The 15,850-nt window shown below is 66.6% G+C and carries 15 protein-coding genes; 9 read left to right on the top strand and 6 right to left on the bottom strand.

Features of this window, described 5'->3' with window-relative positions; all coding sequences use genetic code 11:
* Positions 1-73: 73 nt before the first annotated feature.
* Positions 74-1,039 (top strand): alpha/beta fold hydrolase, encoded by a 966-nt coding sequence (locus AB4850_RS13475; RefSeq protein ID WP_414440310.1) that lies wholly within the window; start codon positions 74-76, stop codon positions 1,037-1,039.
* Between the two features lie 304 nt (positions 1,040-1,343).
* Complete coding sequence (locus AB4850_RS13470; protein WP_414440309.1) at positions 1,344-2,702, top strand: MFS transporter; 1,359 nt, start codon at positions 1,344-1,346, stop codon at positions 2,700-2,702.
* Between the two features lie 89 nt (positions 2,703-2,791).
* Here the strand turns inward: AB4850_RS13470 and AB4850_RS13465 are convergent, their stop codons facing one another.
* From AB4850_RS13465 to AB4850_RS13455, 3 genes are all read right to left on the bottom strand, one after another.
* Positions 2,792-2,965, bottom strand: coding sequence for a hypothetical protein (locus tag AB4850_RS13465; RefSeq protein ID WP_414440308.1), 174 nt, complete (start codon positions 2,963-2,965; stop codon positions 2,792-2,794).
* A gap of 46 nt (positions 2,966-3,011) precedes the next feature.
* The gene (locus AB4850_RS13460) at positions 3,012-4,376 is read right to left on the bottom strand and encodes a DUF3422 family protein (RefSeq protein WP_414440307.1); all 1,365 of its coding nucleotides are present in this window, start codon (positions 4,374-4,376) and stop codon (positions 3,012-3,014) included.
* Positions 4,377-4,736: 360 nt separating this feature from the next.
* Positions 4,737-6,002 carry an MFS transporter gene (locus AB4850_RS13455; RefSeq protein ID WP_414440306.1) on the bottom strand — a complete coding sequence of 422 codons (1,266 nt, stop codon included), beginning with the start codon at positions 6,000-6,002 and terminating at the stop codon, positions 4,737-4,739.
* A gap of 172 nt (positions 6,003-6,174) precedes the next feature.
* On the opposite strand from AB4850_RS13455, the gene AB4850_RS13450 reads away from it, so the two are divergent.
* The gene (locus tag AB4850_RS13450; RefSeq protein WP_414440305.1) at positions 6,175-7,155 is read left to right on the top strand and encodes a LysR substrate-binding domain-containing protein; all 981 of its coding nucleotides are present in this window, start codon (positions 6,175-6,177) and stop codon (positions 7,153-7,155) included.
* A gap of 26 nt (positions 7,156-7,181) precedes the next feature.
* Here AB4850_RS13450 and AB4850_RS13445 read toward each other — a convergent pair whose 3' ends face one another.
* From AB4850_RS13445 to AB4850_RS13435, 3 genes are all read right to left on the bottom strand, one after another.
* Complete coding sequence (locus AB4850_RS13445) at positions 7,182-8,531, bottom strand: type II toxin-antitoxin system HipA family toxin (protein ID WP_414440304.1); 1,350 nt, start codon at positions 8,529-8,531, stop codon at positions 7,182-7,184.
* 3 nt (positions 8,532-8,534) lie between these two features.
* Positions 8,535-8,798: a helix-turn-helix domain-containing protein gene (locus AB4850_RS13440; protein WP_414440303.1), complete on the bottom strand. Its 264-nt coding sequence runs from the start codon at positions 8,796-8,798 to the stop codon at positions 8,535-8,537.
* 141 nt (positions 8,799-8,939) lie between these two features.
* A complete protein-coding gene (locus AB4850_RS13435; protein ID WP_414440302.1) occupies positions 8,940-9,695 on the bottom strand; it encodes a DeoR/GlpR family DNA-binding transcription regulator in 756 nt (251 codons plus the stop codon).
* A 183-nt stretch (positions 9,696-9,878) separates the two neighbouring features.
* Between AB4850_RS13435 and AB4850_RS13430 the strand changes: the two genes are divergently transcribed.
* The 6 genes from AB4850_RS13430 (at position 9,879) to AB4850_RS13405 (ending at position 15,844) form a co-directional block, all read left to right on the top strand.
* On the top strand, positions 9,879-10,733 hold the full coding sequence (locus AB4850_RS13430; RefSeq protein WP_414440301.1) for a transketolase: 855 nt from the start codon (positions 9,879-9,881) through the stop codon (positions 10,731-10,733).
* Positions 10,726-11,667 (top strand): transketolase family protein, encoded by a 942-nt coding sequence (locus AB4850_RS13425; protein ID WP_414440300.1) that lies wholly within the window; start codon positions 10,726-10,728, stop codon positions 11,665-11,667. Before AB4850_RS13430 ends, AB4850_RS13425 begins: the two co-directional genes overlap by 8 nt.
* Positions 11,668-11,716: 49 nt before the next feature.
* Positions 11,717-12,514: a GolD/DthD family dehydrogenase gene (locus AB4850_RS13420; protein WP_414440299.1), complete on the top strand. Its 798-nt coding sequence runs from the start codon at positions 11,717-11,719 to the stop codon at positions 12,512-12,514.
* Positions 12,515-12,593: 79 nt separating this feature from the next.
* A complete protein-coding gene (locus AB4850_RS13415) occupies positions 12,594-13,541 on the top strand; it encodes a D-ribose ABC transporter substrate-binding protein (RefSeq protein WP_414440298.1) in 948 nt (315 codons plus the stop codon).
* A gap of 78 nt (positions 13,542-13,619) precedes the next feature.
* Positions 13,620-14,276 carry a DUF2291 family protein gene (locus tag AB4850_RS13410; protein WP_414440297.1) on the top strand — a complete coding sequence of 219 codons (657 nt, stop codon included), beginning with the start codon at positions 13,620-13,622 and terminating at the stop codon, positions 14,274-14,276.
* A complete protein-coding gene (locus tag AB4850_RS13405; RefSeq protein ID WP_414440296.1) occupies positions 14,273-15,844 on the top strand; it encodes a sugar ABC transporter ATP-binding protein in 1,572 nt (523 codons plus the stop codon). Before AB4850_RS13410 ends, AB4850_RS13405 begins: the two co-directional genes overlap by 4 nt.
* Positions 15,845-15,850 lie beyond the last annotated feature (6 nt).

Raw genomic sequence — 15,850 nt, 5'->3', positions numbered from 1 at the left:
CGTCGAAAAAAATTTCCCTTGTCGGCCCTTGCCCAGGCGATGGCCGACACCGAAGCTCATCCTCATCGTTTAGTTGGAGAAACCTGCCGTGTTAAAGAAACTGCTTTCAACGCTTGCCGTCTCGGCTGCTGCATTGCTTGCCGCGCCGACGTTCGCCGCCGACGAATTTCCCGTTCCGTCGGGCTTTTCCAGCGATTACCAGACGGTCGACGGCGTTCGCCTGCATTACGTCAAAGGCGGCAGCGGGCCGCTGGTGTATCTGGTGCATGGCTTCGGCCAGTCATGGTACGAGTGGCATCAATTGATGCCGGTGCTGGCGAAGAACCACACCGTCGTGGCGGTCGATCTGCCGGGCCTCGGACAATCGGCGGTTCCCGCGTCGTATCGCGCGATCGACGTGGCGCCGTTGCTGTATCGACTGGCGGAGACATTCAGCGGCGGCCGGCAGTTCGATCTGGTGGCGCACGACATCGGCATCTGGAACACCTACCCCATGCTGGTCAAGCATCAGGACACGATTCGGCGCGCCGTCTACATGGAAGCGCCCATTCCGGACGACAGCATCTATGGCTTCCCCGCATTTACGTCCAAAGGGGAATCGCTGGTCTGGCATTTCAGCTTCTTCGATGCGGACAACCAGCTCGCGGAAACGCTGATCACCGGCAAGGAGCGGATCTTTTTCGAGCACTTCATCAAGGTGCATGCCGCCAATACGGCGGTTTTCACGCCGCAGCTTCTCGATCTCTATGGCAAGTCATACGCGAAGCCGCAGAGCCTGCATGCCGCATTCGAGTATTACCGTGTGTTGAACCAGGGTGTGCTCGACAACAAGCAGCTCTCGCGGGAAAAGATCAGGATTCCGATGTTGGCGATCGGCGGTGGCGGCAACGGCGGCCTGGGCGAATACGAGCAGCAGGTCGTCAGCCGCTACGCCGATCACGTCACCGGCAAGGTGCTTCCCGGCTGCGGCCATTGGTTGCCGGAAGAATGCGCCGATTCGCTGAACGAGGCCGTCGCGACGTTCCTGGCCGCACCTTGATCGAGTGAGATTGTCGTTTTCCCCAGGGCCGACAGACGCGTCGCGTAGCCGCCGCAGCACGAATACGAAACTGAAAATCGACATTCGCTCGGCTGCCGAGCGCTGCCCGAGCCCCAACCCCACGGCAAGCTTTCTTTCACATGACGATTGCCATTGGTACTACCCCGCGTTGACCGATCTTGCGTTGCAACACTAAAGTGTTCAACTTCGGAACTGAAGTTCGGCATACGAATTTTCAGCGCACCCGAGCCGATCAACGTGATAGAGGCGGCGCAGTCCGCCCCACCGCCGCAGGAGACCCGAGATGAGTCGCAGCCCCGTCGTGAACGTGCAGACGTTCATCAACGAACAGCCGTTCGGCGCCTTCCAGTGGCTGATCTTCCTGATGTGCTTCGTGATCGTGCTGCTCGACGGCTTCGACACGGCCGCGATCGGCTTCATCGCGCCGTCGCTGCTGTCCGAATGGCACCTGACCAAGCCCGATCTCGCGCCGGTATTGAGCGCCGCGCTGTTCGGCCTGGCCTGTGGCGCGCTCGCCTCGGGGCCGCTGTCCGACCGCCTCGGCCGCCGCGTGCTGCTGACCGGCTCGGTGCTGCTGTTCGGCGTGGCCTGCCTCGGTTCGGCGTTTTCGTCCAGCATCGGCGAGCTGACCACGCTGCGCTTCATCACCGGCGTGGGCCTGGGCGCGGCGATGCCGAACGCGGTCACGATGATGGGCGAGTTCTGCCCCGACCGCCGCCGTGCCACCGTGATCAACCTGATGTTCTGCGGCTTCCCGCTCGGCGCTGCGCTCGGCGGCTTCCTGGCGGCCTGGATCATTCCGCAGTTCGGCTGGCGCAGCGTGCTGATGCTCGGCGGCGTCGCGCCACTGGTGCTCAGCGTGGCGCTGATGACCAAGATGCCGGAATCGGTGCGCTTCATGGTGGCCACGCGCAAGCCGGTCGAGCGGATTCGCGCGACGCTGGCGCGCGTGTCGGCGGCGGCGCTGGAAGCCGGCGGCTTCGTGCTGACCGAAACCGCCCCGCAAACGCCGGGCAAGGGCGCGGCCGTGGTGCTGTCGCGCCAGTACATCGTCGGCTCGGTGATGCTCTGGATCGCCTATTTCATGGGCCTCGTGATCTTCTACGCGTCGATCAACTGGATGCCGATCCTGCTCAAGGATGCCGGCCTCGCGCCGAAAACCGCCACGCTGATCTCCGCGCTGTTCCCGCTGGGCGGCGTGGGCGCGGTGTTGAGCGGCGTGCTGATGGATCGCTTCAACGCCAATCGCGTGGTGGCGGTGTGCTACGCGCTGACGGCCGTCAGCGTCTATTTCATCGGGCAGGCGGCGGGAAACGTGGGCGCGCTGGTGGTGATCGTGTTCCTGGCCGGCGTGCTGATGAACACGGCGCAATCGTCGCTTCCGGCGCTGGCCGCCGCGTTCTATCCCACCGCGGGGCGCGGCACGGGCGTGGCCTGGATGCTCGGCATCGGCCGCTTCGGCGGCATCGCCGGCTCGTTCCTGGTCGCCAACCTGACGGCGCGCCACGTCAGCTTCGCCAACGTGTTCGCCACTGTCGCCGTGGCCGGCCTGGTGTCGTGCGTCGCGCTGCTGGTCAAGCAGAGCGTGCGCCCGCAGCAAGCCGTGCCGGGTGGCGAGAAGATCGAATCGCTCGGACATTGAGCGTTCGGGCGGCATCCGCCGCCGCGTTGCCTAACTGCCGCTTTACCGCTGTTTCACCGCCGAAGCCCGCCTCCGCGCCCGCGATGCGATCAGTTGTAGCCGAGGATCGCGCTGGTGGCGACTTCGGGGTGATCGCCCGCATGGCCGGCCAGCGCCGAGGTGGGGTGTTGCAGCACGGCGCGATACGGCGTGACGGCTTGAGCCGGCGTGCGTTCGATGGTGGACGGGGCGGCGATGGCAGCGGTTTGGGTGGTGGCGTTCATGATGGTTCAGTCGAAATGAAAAGCAAGTCGCTCGGAATCCTGAGGATCAGGCGCTGGGCGTGGCTTGCCGCACGGTGTGCAGCCGCCTGCCGCCGGCGGGGCGTTGCCCGCCCGGCGCGGCATGCGGGTCGTGGCCGCCGTGGGCGTCATCGGCGTCGCGAATGCGTGCTCGCGTGCGCCGCGTGATCATCACCACCGCGAGCACCACCGGGCCGATCAGCAGGCCTTCGGCGAGTTCGGGGTCGATCGGCAGGTTCATCACGTGCAGCGCCTTGAAGGCCGTGGCCGCCAGCGACAGCACGTAGTACGAAATGGCCGCCACCGAGAGCCCTTCCACCGCATGTTGCAGATGCAACTGGTTGCGCGAGGTGCGTTCCATGCCTTCGAGCAGGCGCGTGACGTCGCGTTCCTGCGCGAGATTCACGCGCGTGCGCAGCAGGTCCACGGCGCGCGCGATGCGGGCGGCGATCTGCTCGTGGCGCGACCACACGCTGCGGCAGGTTTCCATGGCCGGCGCGAAGCGGCGTTCCATGAATTCGGAGATGGTCGGCACGCCCTCGATGCGCTCCTCGCGCAGTTCGTGAATGCGCGCCAGCACCAGCTTTTCGTAGGCGCGCGACGCGCTGAAGCGCCCGCTGACTTCGGCCAGATGCTCGACGCGCGCGGCGAGGTGGGTCAGCTTCATCAGCAGATCGGCGTCGTCGCCGGCCGCGAGCCGGCCGTCCATGCTGCCGACCAGCGCCTGCAACGACGCGTGGATGCCGTCGAGTTCGCGGCCCAGCGCGCGAGCGGCCGGGAACGCGAGCAGCGCCATCATGCGGTAGGTCTCGATCTCGTAGAGCCGTTGCAGCAGCCGGCCGCCTTGCTCCTCGCGGAAATCGTCGTCGATCACCAGGAAGCGCATGAAGCCGTCGTCGCGCACCGTCCAGTCGCAGAACACGCTGCCGCTGCCGAGCACGTTGCTGCCGGTCAGCACCGGGCCGTCGATCCAGTCGCGCATCGAGGCGCGCGCGGCCTGCGCCGCGTCGCCCGACAGCAGTTCGAGCCGCGCGGCGACGAAGCGCACGCCGTTCAGTTGGGCGAACCAGCTAGGGGGAATGCGGCGCGTGGCGAGGTCGTCGAAATACTGCGTGTCGTCGCGCGGGGCGAGGAACGTGAAGGTGGAGAACTCGGTGTGCCGTTCCCATTTCAGTTGCCAGCCGAGCGCGCTGTCGGCGGCGTGATGGGTCGCGCCGTCGGGCGGCGCGGGCAGGCCGGCCGCCGTGCAGAGCGTGTGGAGCAGGGTTTCGTGCAGGGCCGGATCTGCGTCGCTGTAGACGGCGAAGTGCGTCAGCGTGACGGCCCTCGTCACGCGCAGGAATGGCCGGGCATGCAGTTCGGCGGCGAGCGCCGCGCGGAGCGGATGATCCATGGTCGTGGCGAATCAGTCGAAGGTTCGGAAACCGAAAGTTCGGCAAGGTGCGCACGGCGGCGTGGCTGCACCGGTTAGTCAGGATCACGAACCGGCTGGCGGGGCCGCCCGCGTGTTCCGACTATGCCGGAGCGAATATCTTCGACAAAGCGAATATTCCTGATTCGAGCTATGAGCTTTGCTGATGGAAGATGTGTGGGCCATGCGATTGCGTGAAGTGTCGTAGCGGCGAGGCAATCGGGTGAATCGGCCGGAGAGGCTTGATGGGTGGGCCGCGGCGGGGGAGCGCCGCGGTGCCGGGCGCGGGACGGGAAGCGGCGCGCCGCATGCGGCGCCGGGCAATGGCGACGCGCCGCGCGCTCAGGCCTGCGACGTTTTGTCCGGCGCTAGGTAACCACGCAGGAACAACGCCATCGGCAGGATCGCCACGGCCGTCAACGCCGTGGCCACGGTCGCACCCGTCACGCCGATCCGGTCGCCGAGCACGCCGTACAGCACCGGCGCGATGGCCCCGGCCGCGATCGCGCCGGTATAGAACAGCGCGAACGCGCGCTCGGTGCCGTCGGCCGGCGACAGCTCCGGCACCGTGCCGTACAGCACCGACGAGGTGCCGTTCAGCATCGTGCCGAGCAGCGGCAGCAGCACCCAGGTGGGGCCGAGCGGCGCGAACAGCACCGCGACGATGCAGGCGGCCGTCGCACTTTCGGTGGCCAGCACCGTGCCGCACACGCCCATCCGCTCGCCGATCCAGCCGCATGCGAACTTGCCGGCCGCGCCGCCGATGAACACCAGCGCCAGCGCCGTGCCGACCTGCGGCCCCGACGCGCCCTTGGCCTTCATCAGGAACGGCAGGAAGGTCAGCACGCCCATCCGCACGGCGGTGTCGAACACGCCGATCGAGAACAGCAGCCAGAAGCCGTAGCGCAACGCGCGCTTGCCGTGCGCCGCCTGGGCCGGCGAGTCGGATGTTTCGGATGCCTTGGCATCGGCCGCCACCACCGTGCGCGCGAGGTTCGGCAGCCAGATCGCGAGGCCGAGCGCCACCGCCACGCCGAGCACCGACATCAGCCACAGCGCATGCCGCCACGGCATCAGCGTGATCAGCAGCGCGATGGCTGCCGGCAGCGCCGATTTGCCGAGGTCGCCGGCGAAGTTGTAGACGCTGAGCGGGCCGCGCGCGTCGCGGCCGTAGGCGCGCGACACCGCGCCCGAGGCGAGCGGATGCTGGGTGCTGGAGCCGCTGCCCGAGATCGCCAGCGCCACGCACAGGCCGAGCAGGCTGCCCGACAGGCCGGCGCATGCGTAGCCGAGCGAGGCCAGCAGCGTGCCGCCCACCAGCGTGGCGCGAGCGCCGAAGCGTTGCGCGACGCGCCCGGCCGGCAGTTGCAGGCTCGCCATGGTGCCGGCGTAGATGCCGCGCAGCATCGCCAGCGCGCCGTAGCCGAGGCCGAAATCGGCCTGCCAGACGGGCAGCAGCACGTAGATCATGTCCGTGTAGCCGTCGTGCAGCGCGTGCGCCACGCACGACAGCCACAGCACGCGGCGGCGCGACGTCGACGATGACGGCGGCGCGGGCGAGCGGGCCGGGGAAAACGACGACAGCACGGCGGACAGTCTGGAGCGCATGAGCGGTTTCGCGGGTGAAGGGCGGTTGGGTTGGGGGACCTGAGGCAGTCGACGGGGGGATCGAAGCCCGGTGTCAGCCGTGGAATACGGCGATTCGAGGGAAATTCTAGGGCGCGGCGGCGCGCCGCTCAATTGACGTAATATCGGGCTTCACGGGAATAAAAGTCACGTCATGAGCACGAATGCACCGATCGGCCCTGGACTCGGCACGGAGCGCGATGCGCTGCCGCCGCTCAACGCGCTGCGCCATTTCGAGGCGGTGGCGCGGCTCGGCAGCTTTGCTGCCGCGGCCGACGCGCTGCACGTCACGCACTGGGCGGTCGGCAAGCAGATCCGCCTGCTGGAAGACTGGTTCGGCGTGCCGCTGTTCGAGCGTCGCGCGCGCGGCGTGGTGCTGACCGACGACGGCGCCGCCCTGCTCGGCGATGTCAGCGGCGCGTTCGAGCGGCTCGCGTTCGGCGCGGCGCGGCTGCGTCACGATCAGGTGCCGAGGCGCGTGTCGGGCGTGGTGCGCGTCAACGTGCTGGCCAGTTTCGCGCTGTGCTGGCTGCTGCCGCGTCTGGCCGATTTTCACACGCGCTACCCCGAGATCGACGTGCGCGTGACCACCACCTCGCGCAAGCTGCGCTATATCGGCGACGCGTTCGACATCGGCGTGCGCTCCGGGCCGGAGCCCGGCGCGGGCGTGAGCTCGCGCGTGCTGATGGCCGACGCGCGCATTCCGGCGTGCAGCCCGGCGCTGTTGCGCAACAAGCCGATCCAGAGCGTCGCCGATCTCCGTCATCACACGCTGCTGCATTCGTCGAGCACGCGCACGGCGTGGTCGCGCTGGCTCAAGGAGGCGGGCGCGGCCGGGCTGCAACCGGCGCGGCAGGTGGAATTCGATCACGTCTATCTGCAACTGGCCGCCGCGCAGGAAGGGCTGGGCGTGGCGCTGGCGTCGCTGCCGCTGATCGAGCGCGACCTCGCGGCCGGCCGGCTGGTGTGCCCGATCGCGGGGCCGGTGTGGCTCGCGCCGGATTTCACGCTGATGGTGAACGCCGAACGGGCCGGGGACGAGGCGGTGGCGGCGTTCGAGCGGTGGGTGACGGGGATGGCGGAGCAGGGGGGCGGGGGAGCCGGGATTCCCGTCGGGGCGGGCGGCATCTCATGACGCTTGTGCCCACCTCGCAGCGAGCCTCAATCGGGCGGCATCCGTTCAAGTGCCTGGACCGCACTCCGCAGCCCACCCAATACCTTGTCTGCGACGCGCTGTGAAAAGCCCGGCGGCAGGTCGGCCTGCACTTGCTCGATCACAGCGGGCGTGCGCGCGATCAGCTCCTGAATGAGCGGCTCGGCGTCGCCGCCGTAGCGGAGTTTCCGGGCCGTGCTGTTGAAGTGCCGACGCTGAATCGTATGCACGTGGTAGTGGCGGCGCTTGCCTAGCAACGCCATCGCCAGTTTGATGTCCCGTGCGGCCCACTGGTTCGCGCCATTGCCGAGCACCGGGTAGGCGGACATCACGTCGTAGATCGGCGTCAGACGAAAACCGGAGGCGGCGGCGCCCTGCAACTGGATGCTGAAGTTCTTCGCATGGCCGTCCGGCGCTTGCAGGAGCCAGAACAGGATTTGCGTCGCCATCAGGGTGCGAAGATCGCGCTCGGCATCGAGGGACTGATGCGCCAGTGCGAACAACTGCGTCAGACCCGGGCCGCCTTCGTTCTCGTACTTGATCAGCGGCGAGGTGCCGGTAGCCTGGCAGAAATCCTCCTGAACGAGACGAAGCAGGCGCGTGCCGTCCGATGAGACGATCCGATCGAAGCGCTCGACGACGAGCACGCGCTGCGTGCCGAACGTGGCAATGCGTGCGTTGGCGGTCGGCAGGCCATACGCCTTGAACAGCCGCAGGCACAGCCATTCGTTGTCCACCGAGGTAGTGAAGTCGGCGCGCCGGCCGCCGATCAGGCCGAGCGGCAGCTTGAAGATGTGCGTGGTGGGCGTGGCCCCACGCGGTTTCATCCACTTTCCGTCCCACCAGAGAAACGCGTCCTTTTCCTGGGCGCCGGCCAGCGAAATCCGGAAATCGTCGTCGGGATCGCGTGTGCCGGCGAAGCGGTCGGGCGCCACGACTTCCAGCAGGTGGCGCTCGATGTCGTCGTCATTCAATGCAATGCCATCGATGCGATCGACGCCGCGAGGCACTTCGTTTTCGGGCAGCAGTTGCAGTGCGCCCACGCAATCGCGGCCAATCGCGCTCAGCAAGTCGAAGGCATCGGTGGAGCCCGTCCGGAAGCGGGCCGCAACGCGTTTGCGGATGGTGTCGCTGTCGGGCAGCAATCCTTCGAAATAATGCGCGACCGCATCACCGCGCAGCGGGCTGTTGCCGGCGCTGAAGGGCAGCGACAGCGAAAGCGGCCGTCCTCTCGGGGAACTGAACCACGCATCGTCGTAGCGCAACTCCATCTCGCCGCGCGTGGTGAGGGTCCAGCGGCCGACTGGCTCGCCGTTGGCCCAGAGCGCGAGCGTTTGGCTGTGCGAGCGGCGTCCCATCGCTTACCACTCCAGCTCGTCGGTCGGCGGCGCGGGGTCGCGCTCGCCCAGTCGTAATTCGAGGCCGACGATGGCGCACCAGCCCAACAACTGCCGGAAACTCAGCTCGTCAGGGTGCTGTTCGAGATGGGAGATGCGGTTCTGGCTCAGGCCCAGCCGCGTACCGACCTGCGCCTGCGTGAGCTTGCGCCGCTTGCGGGCCGTCTTCAGCAATTGACCGAGCTGCAGATCGGACATCAGCTTCTGGGGCGACAGGATGAGGGCCATTCGAGATATCCGAATTTCAGATATTCGGATTTTATCCGATATTCCGATATTTACAAGATATCCGTATATCAGCTATTCCCGTTTTATCCGAATATCAGATAAAACCCGTCACAACCCGCGCCGTTGCGCGTGCATTGCCCCTCAGGCATAAATAATCCCGATCCCCAACCCCGTCACCCAGTCCACATATTCCTGCGCCAAGCCCGCATCGGTGATCAGGAAATCCACCCGGTCCATCGCGCCGAACGTGGCGAACTCGCGCTTGCCGAACTTCTTCGAATCGGCGAGCAGGTAGACGGTTTTCGCCGCGCCGATCATCGCGTGCTTGACGTGCAGATCGATGAAGTCCGGGTACGAAATGCCGGCCTCGATCGACACGCCGCCCGCCGCCAGGAACAGCTTGTCGACGAACATCCCCTCGAAGAACTGCGAGGCCTTCTCGCCCGACACGGCGATCGTCTCGGCCTTGAACACGCCGCCCGTCAGCATCAGCCGGTTGGTCGGCTCCGCGCCCAGCAGGATCGCGATGTTCAGCGCATTGGTGACGATGCGCAGGTTCTGGCGCTCGACGAGGTTCCTGGCCAGCTCGGTGGTGGTGGCCCCGCAATCGAGGATCACGGCGTCGCCGTTGGCGATCAGGCTGGCCGCCTTGCGGCCGATCTGCGCCTTTTCCTCGCTGGTGGCCAGCACGGCCGCGCGCGGGGCGTCGGCCTGCGCAGGCTTCAGGCGCACGTTGCCGTGCACGCGCTCGACGCGCCCCAGGCGCTGCAGCTCGTCGATGTCCTTTCGAATGGTTGGCATCGACACGCCGAACTCGCTGGATAGCTCCGAGAGCTTGACCAGCTTGGCCGCCTGCACCCTTTCGAAGATTTTTTCTGTTCTGGTCCGTTGATCCATTTGGCTTTCCCCGCAAAGCGCCGCGGCGCGCGGGCATCGACATTACGGGCTGTATTGTGCCCGATTTGCCTGGCCCTCAGGGCGTGGCTCGGTGTTTTCCCTGTTTCGTTCGTTTTCCTTTTGACTTTCCAAAGAAAGAAACAGAAACTTAGATTCACGCAAACAGGAAGTGCGGGAGCAGGAATGGAAAACCCTTACAAGCAGTCCGGCGAGAGCTTGCACCGGCGCGCCCAGGAGATTCGCAAGAAGATCTGCGTGATGAACGCCGCCGCGAAAAGCGGGCACACGGGCGGCGACATGTCGGAGGCGGACATCCTCGCCGCGCTGTATTTCCATGTGCTGCGCTACCGCGTGAACGACGATGCGAGCGTGAACTGGCGCGACGAATTCATTCTCAGCAAGGGCCACGGCGTGGGCGGCCTGTACGCCTGCTTCGCCGAACTCGGCTGGCTCGACGAGCCGGAACTGAAAACCTACCTGCGCGACGATTCCCGCCTGCCGGGCCATCCGGTCAGGCAGAAGCTGCCGAGCTGGGTGACCGTCAACACCGGCGGCCTCGGCCACGGCATGCCGATCGCGGCCGGCCTGGCGATGGCCAAGCAGCGCCACGCGGCGCGCGACGGCCAGGCGCCCGGCCGCGTGTTCGTGCTGACCGGCGACGGCGAATTGGAAGAAGGCTCGAACTGGGAAGCGGCGATGGCGGCGGCCCACTTCAGCCTCGACAACCTGGTCGTGATCGTCGATCGCAACCGCCTCCAGTTGGCCGACTTCACCCACAAGATCATGGATCTCGACCCGCTCGACGAGAAATTCCGGGCGTTCGGCTTCGAAGTGCACGACGTCAACGGAAACGATGTCGATGCCATTTGGAAACTAATCGAAAGTCTCGACGTGACAAATGGAAAGCCGAAGGTCGTGATCGCGCACACCATCAAGGGGCGCGGCGTGTCGTTCATGGAGAACGTGCCGGCCTGGCATCACAAATTCCCCGACGAGCAGCAACTCGAACAGGCACTGAAGGAACTCGATCATGCGTAAGCAGGCGGATTTGCGCGACGGCGCGGTGAGCGCGCTGAGCCGGTTGACGGCGGCGGGCCGCGACATCGTGGTGATGGTGGCCGATTCCACCTCCACCTCCAAGATCGGCCCGTTCCAGGAAAGCTACCCGGAGCGCGTGATCAACGTGGGCATCGCCGAGCAGAACATGGTGGGCATGGCGGCCGGCCTGGCGCTCGGCGGCCACATCGTGTTCACCGCCAACGCCGCGCCGTTCCTGGTGGGCCGCGCCAACGAGCAGGTCAAGAACGACATCTGCTACAGCGCCACCAACGTCAAGATGCTGGGCCTGAACGCGGGCGTCGCCTACGGCCCGCTCGCCTCCACCCATCACGCGATCGACGACATCTCGATCATGAGCGGCTTCGGCAACGTGCAGATCTTCGCGCCGTGCGACGACGTTGAAGTCGGGCAGGTGGTGGATTACGCGGCGTCGGTCGACGGCCCCGTGTATATCCGTCTCGACAACGCCAAGTTCCCGGTGGTGCACGACGACGGCTACCGCTTCGCGCCGGGCCGCCCCGACGTGCTGATCCAGGGCTCGGGCGTGGCCGTGATCGCGCTCGGCTCGGTGGTGGGCGAGGCGCTGGACGCCTGCGAGCGGCTGCAACGCGACGGCCTGCGGCCGACGCTGGTGAATCTGTCGTCGCTGCGCCCGCTCGACCAGGACGCGCTGGCCGCGATCGTCGGGCGTCATGCGGCCGTCGTGACGGTCGAGGAGCATTCGCTGCACGGCGGCATCGGCGCCACCGTGGCGCTGCTGATGGCGCGCCGCCAGTTGCATCGCCGCCTGACCACGCTCGGCGTGACCGAGGGCGAATTCGCGCATTACGGCACGCGCCAGGGCATCCGCCGCCATTACGGCATCGACGCCGAAGGCATCGCGCAGGCGGTGCTGGCGCTGTCGGCCGACTGAGCCCACGCCACCCGACAGCCCGATATTCAGGACAACAGGAGACAAGCGAGTGAGCATCCAATACGACATGTCGCTGCGCCACGGCGTCGATTTCGAATTCCGCCTGGACGGCAAGGTGGCGGTGGTGACGGGCGGCCTCGGCGGCATCGCGATGGCGACCAACGCTGCGCTGATCGCCAAGGGCGCGCGCGTCGCGATCCTGCACCCGGCGTTCGAGGCCGCGCGCGTGCCGGCCGCGCTCGACACGCTCGGCCACGCCAACGCGGCCGCGTTCGCCTGCGACGTGGCCGACGAAGCCGACGTGGCGCGCGCGATGGCCGCCGCGCTGGCGCATTTCGGCGACCTGCATCTGCTGGTCAACGCCGCCGGCTGCATCACGCTGACGCCGGCCGAGGAGATCGGCATCGACGAATGGCAGCAGCAGATCGGCGTGAACCTGACCGGCCCATTCCTGTGCGCCAAGCACTTCGCGCGCCATGTATTGTCGAGCGGGCACGGCGGCAAGATCGTCAACATCGCCTCGCAGGCGGCCACCGTCGCGATCGACAGGCACTGCGCCTACACCTCGGCCAAGGCCGGCCTGATCGGCATGACCAAGGTGCTGGCCAAGGAATGGGCGGCGCGCGGCATCACCGTCAACACGGTGTCGCCCACGGTGGTGCTGACGCCGATGGGCGCGGCGGCGTGGGAAGGCGAGAAGGGCGAGAAGATGAAGCAGCTGATTCCGGTCGGCCGCTTCGCCTACACCGACGAGATCGCCGCCGCGATCCTGTTCCTGCTGTCGAACGGCGCGGACATGATCACCGGCGCGGACATCATGATCGACGGCGGCTACACGATTTGCTGAAGTGGCGGTAGCGGCGCGGCCCCGCTCGTATCACGGCCGCTTCCCTGAAAAACAGAAAATCGATTCGGAGACGACAGACATGTGGAAGAAGCTTGCAGTCACGGCGGCGGCAGCCGCCTCGGTGGTGGCGGCGGTGCAGCCGGTCAGCGCGTACGCGGCCGGCAAGGGCACCATCGCGATCCTGGTGAACGCGCTCGACAACCCGTACTACGCGGCGGAAGCCAAGGGCGCGGACAAGGAGGCGAAGAAGCTCGGCTACGACACGATCGTGTTGTCGCACGGCGAGGACGTCAACAAGCAGAACGAACTGGTCAATCTGGTGATCGGCAAGGGCGTGAAGGGCATCATCCTCGACAACGCCGATTCGAACAGCAGCGTCGCCACGGTGCGCACCGCGCAGGAGAAGAAGGTGCCGGTGGTGCTGATCAATCGCGAGATTCCGAAGGACGGCATTGCGATCGCACAGCTCAGTCACAACAACCTTCAGGCCGGCTCGGAAGTGGCGCAGCGCTTCGTCGAGGCGATCGGCGAGAAGGGCGAATACGTGGAGCTGACCTGCAACCTCGCCGACAAGAACTGCGTGACGCGTTCGCAGGCCTTCCACCAGGTACTTGATCAGTACCCCGATCTGAAGATGGTGGCGCGCCAGGACGCCAAGGGCGCGCTGCTGCCGGCCAAGCAGGCGATGGATTCGATCCTGCAGGAACACCCGCAGATCAAGGGCGTGATCAGCGGCAACGGCCCGGTCGCGCTGGGCGCGATCGCCTCGCTCGATTCCGCGAACCGCAAGGACGTGATCGTGATGGGCATCGACGGCAGCAACGACGAGCGCGATTCGATCCTCGCCGGCAAGCTCAAGGCCAGCGTGATGCTGCAGGCGCAGGCGATCGCCGGCCATGGCGTTGACCTGCTCGACAAGTACCTGAAGACGGGCAAGACCGGCGAGCCGGAGCGTCAACTGTTCCGCGGCATTCTGATCACCAAGGCCAATGCCGCGAAAGTGAACGATTTCTACTACACCAAGTAAGCGGTTCCGGTGCATGGCGCAGGCGGCGCGCACGGTGCGCGGCGGCCCGCGCCGAAGTCGTATTCAGATGAGGATGTCATGGTTCCATCCATTCACGCGGCGCGCGGCGCATCGTCCCGCGCGATGACGCGCCTGCTGTTGCTGATCGGCGCCGTGTCGCTGGCGGGCTGTCATGTGGTCAGCGATCAGGAGCTTGCGGCGATTCGCGCGCAAGGCCAGCATCACGGCCCCGATCCCGAGAAGATCTTCACCGAGCAGGTGATCCCGTACGCCGACAAGAACGCGAAGCCGGCCGCGCAGGTGATCGGCGCGCTGAACCAGAATTTCGACGACGCGTGCAAGCAGTACGGCTTCCGGCAAAGCTCGGCGTTCCCGTGCAATTTCTGGATTCGCGTGCAGGGCACGGTGTCGCGCATCGACACCGCCTCGCGCGTGGGCAAGGCCGTGGTGGACGTGGCGCCGGCCAGCGGCGGCGAGCCGGTGCAGGTGGCGCTCGAAACCGGCCCGGTGCTGATCGGCACCGGCGTGCGCGACGGCTTCCCCGGCGTGAAATACGGCGATTTCGACGACCAGACCCGCTTCGCCGCGTTCGGTCAGGCGATCAACAAGCTGGTGGTGGCGCGTGCGGAGCAATCGAAGCTGAAAGTGGGCGAGCGCGTGGATGTAGCCGCCGTGTACAGCAGTTGGAGCGAGCCGGCCGGCGAGATCCGCGCGATTCCGGTGGCCTGGAAATGACCGCGCCCGTTCATGCCCCGGCCGTGGATGCCGACGACGCGCGGCTCGCCAACGGCGCCAACGTGATCGAGACGCGCAAGCTCTCGAAGCTCTACCCCGGCACCGCCGCGCTGGTGGAGGTCGATTACCAGGTGCGGCGCGGCAAGGTCAACGTGCTGATCGGCGAGAACGGCGCGGGCAAATCCACGCTGATGAAGCTGCTTGCCGGCGCGGAGACGGCCACCTCGGGCGAGATCCTGATCGACGGCCGCATCGCGCAGATCAGCGACGTGCGCAGCGCCGAGGCGCACGGCGTGGGCATCATCTTCCAGGAGCTGAACCTGTTCCCGGACATGACGGTGGCCGAGAACATCTTCGCCGGCAACGAACTGACGAGCGGCGGCGTGATTCGCGCGAAGGCCGAGAACCACCAGGCCCGCGTGCTGCTCGAACGGCTGCAGATCCCGCTCGACCCGCGCACGCGGCTCGGCGATCTGTACGTCGGCCAGCAGCAACTGGTGGAGATCGCCAAGGCGCTGTCCAAGCACATCAAGGTGCTGATCATGGACGAGCCGACCTCCGCGCTGTCGCGCACCGAGGTCGAGATCCTGTTCAAGATCATCCGGCAGTTGAAGGAAGAAGGCGTGACGGTGATCTACATCTCGCACCGCCTCGAAGAGATCATGGCGATCGGCGACTGCATCACCGTGCTGCGCAACGGCCGGCTGGTGGCGCAGGACGAGATCGCCAACATCGACATTCCGTGGATCATCGAGGCGATGGTTGGTTCTGCCAAGAAACGCTTCGCGTTCGAGCAGCATGCGCTGGGCGACGAGGTGCTGAAGGTCAATGCGCTTTCGCTGAAGCGCCCGAACGGCATCTACGCCGTCGATCACGTGTCGTTCTCGGTGCGTGCCGGCGAGGTGATCGGCATCTACGGGCTGATGGGCGCGGGCCGCACCGAGCTGCTCGAATCGCTGCTCGGCGCGCAGCCGCTGGCGGTGGGCGAGATCGAGCTGGCCGGGCGCGCGATCGAACGCCTGCCGATCCCGAAGCGAATCGAGGCCGGCATCGCGCTGGTGCCCGAGGACCGTCAGAAGCAGGGCATGGTGCAACTGATGTCGATCCTCGAAAACATGACGCTGTCGAGCCTCGGCAAGTTCGCGAACCTGCTGTCGTTCGGCGCGCTGCGCCGCGATCGGCAGGTGGCGGCGGCCAACGACATCGTCAAGCGGCTCGCCATCAAGGCGGCGTCGGTCGACGCGCCGATCACCTCGCTGTCCGGCGGCAACATGCAGAAGGTGGTGATCGGCAAGGCGCTGCTGACCGAGCCGAAGGTGCTGCTGATGGACGAGCCCACGCGCGGCATCGACGTGGGCGCGAAGGCCGACGTCTACCAGACCATCAGCCTGCTGGCCCGCGCCGGCATCGCCGTCATCTACGCCACGTCCGAGCTGGACGAGGCCATGGCGGTTTCCAACCGCGTGTTCGTGATGGCCAGCGGCAAGCTGTCGGCCGTGATGGACCGCGCGCAATTCGACAGCGAGCGCATCGTGCGGGCTTCCACGCCCGTCACCGCCGTGATCTGACGCCAA

Source organism: Burkholderia sp. 22PA0106 (genome assembly GCF_047497155.1).
Lineage (GTDB): Bacteria > Pseudomonadota > Gammaproteobacteria > Burkholderiales > Burkholderiaceae > Burkholderia.
The sequence above is the reverse complement of the archived record's forward strand: the minus strand, read 5'-3'. Positions and strand labels throughout refer to the sequence as shown.

Bases quoted from the DNA above. Each gene is read 5' to 3' on its own strand.
- AB4850_RS13470 (WP_414440309.1), top strand. From the start codon at position 1,344: ATGAGTCGCAGCCCCGTCGTGAACGTGCAGACGTTCATCAACGAACAG.
- AB4850_RS13465 (WP_414440308.1), bottom strand. From the start codon at position 2,965: ATGAACGCCACCACCCAAACCGCTGCCATCGCCGCCCCGTCCACCATC.
- AB4850_RS13460 (WP_414440307.1), bottom strand. From the start codon at position 4,376: ATGGATCATCCGCTCCGCGCGGCGCTCGCCGCCGAACTGCATGCCCGG.
- AB4850_RS13455 (WP_414440306.1), bottom strand. From the start codon at position 6,002: ATGCGCTCCAGACTGTCCGCCGTGCTGTCGTCGTTTTCCCCGGCCCGC.
- AB4850_RS13450 (WP_414440305.1), top strand. From the start codon at position 6,175: ATGAGCACGAATGCACCGATCGGCCCTGGACTCGGCACGGAGCGCGAT.
- AB4850_RS13445 (WP_414440304.1), bottom strand. From the start codon at position 8,531: ATGGGACGCCGCTCGCACAGCCAAACGCTCGCGCTCTGGGCCAACGGC.
- AB4850_RS13440 (WP_414440303.1), bottom strand. From the start codon at position 8,798: ATGGCCCTCATCCTGTCGCCCCAGAAGCTGATGTCCGATCTGCAGCTC.
- AB4850_RS13435 (WP_414440302.1), bottom strand. From the start codon at position 9,695: ATGGATCAACGGACCAGAACAGAAAAAATCTTCGAAAGGGTGCAGGCG.
- AB4850_RS13430 (WP_414440301.1), top strand. From the start codon at position 9,879: ATGGAAAACCCTTACAAGCAGTCCGGCGAGAGCTTGCACCGGCGCGCC.
- AB4850_RS13425 (WP_414440300.1), top strand. From the start codon at position 10,726: ATGCGTAAGCAGGCGGATTTGCGCGACGGCGCGGTGAGCGCGCTGAGC.
- AB4850_RS13415 (WP_414440298.1), top strand. From the start codon at position 12,594: ATGTGGAAGAAGCTTGCAGTCACGGCGGCGGCAGCCGCCTCGGTGGTG.
- AB4850_RS13410 (WP_414440297.1), top strand. From the start codon at position 13,620: ATGGTTCCATCCATTCACGCGGCGCGCGGCGCATCGTCCCGCGCGATG.
- AB4850_RS13405 (WP_414440296.1), top strand. From the start codon at position 14,273: ATGACCGCGCCCGTTCATGCCCCGGCCGTGGATGCCGACGACGCGCGG.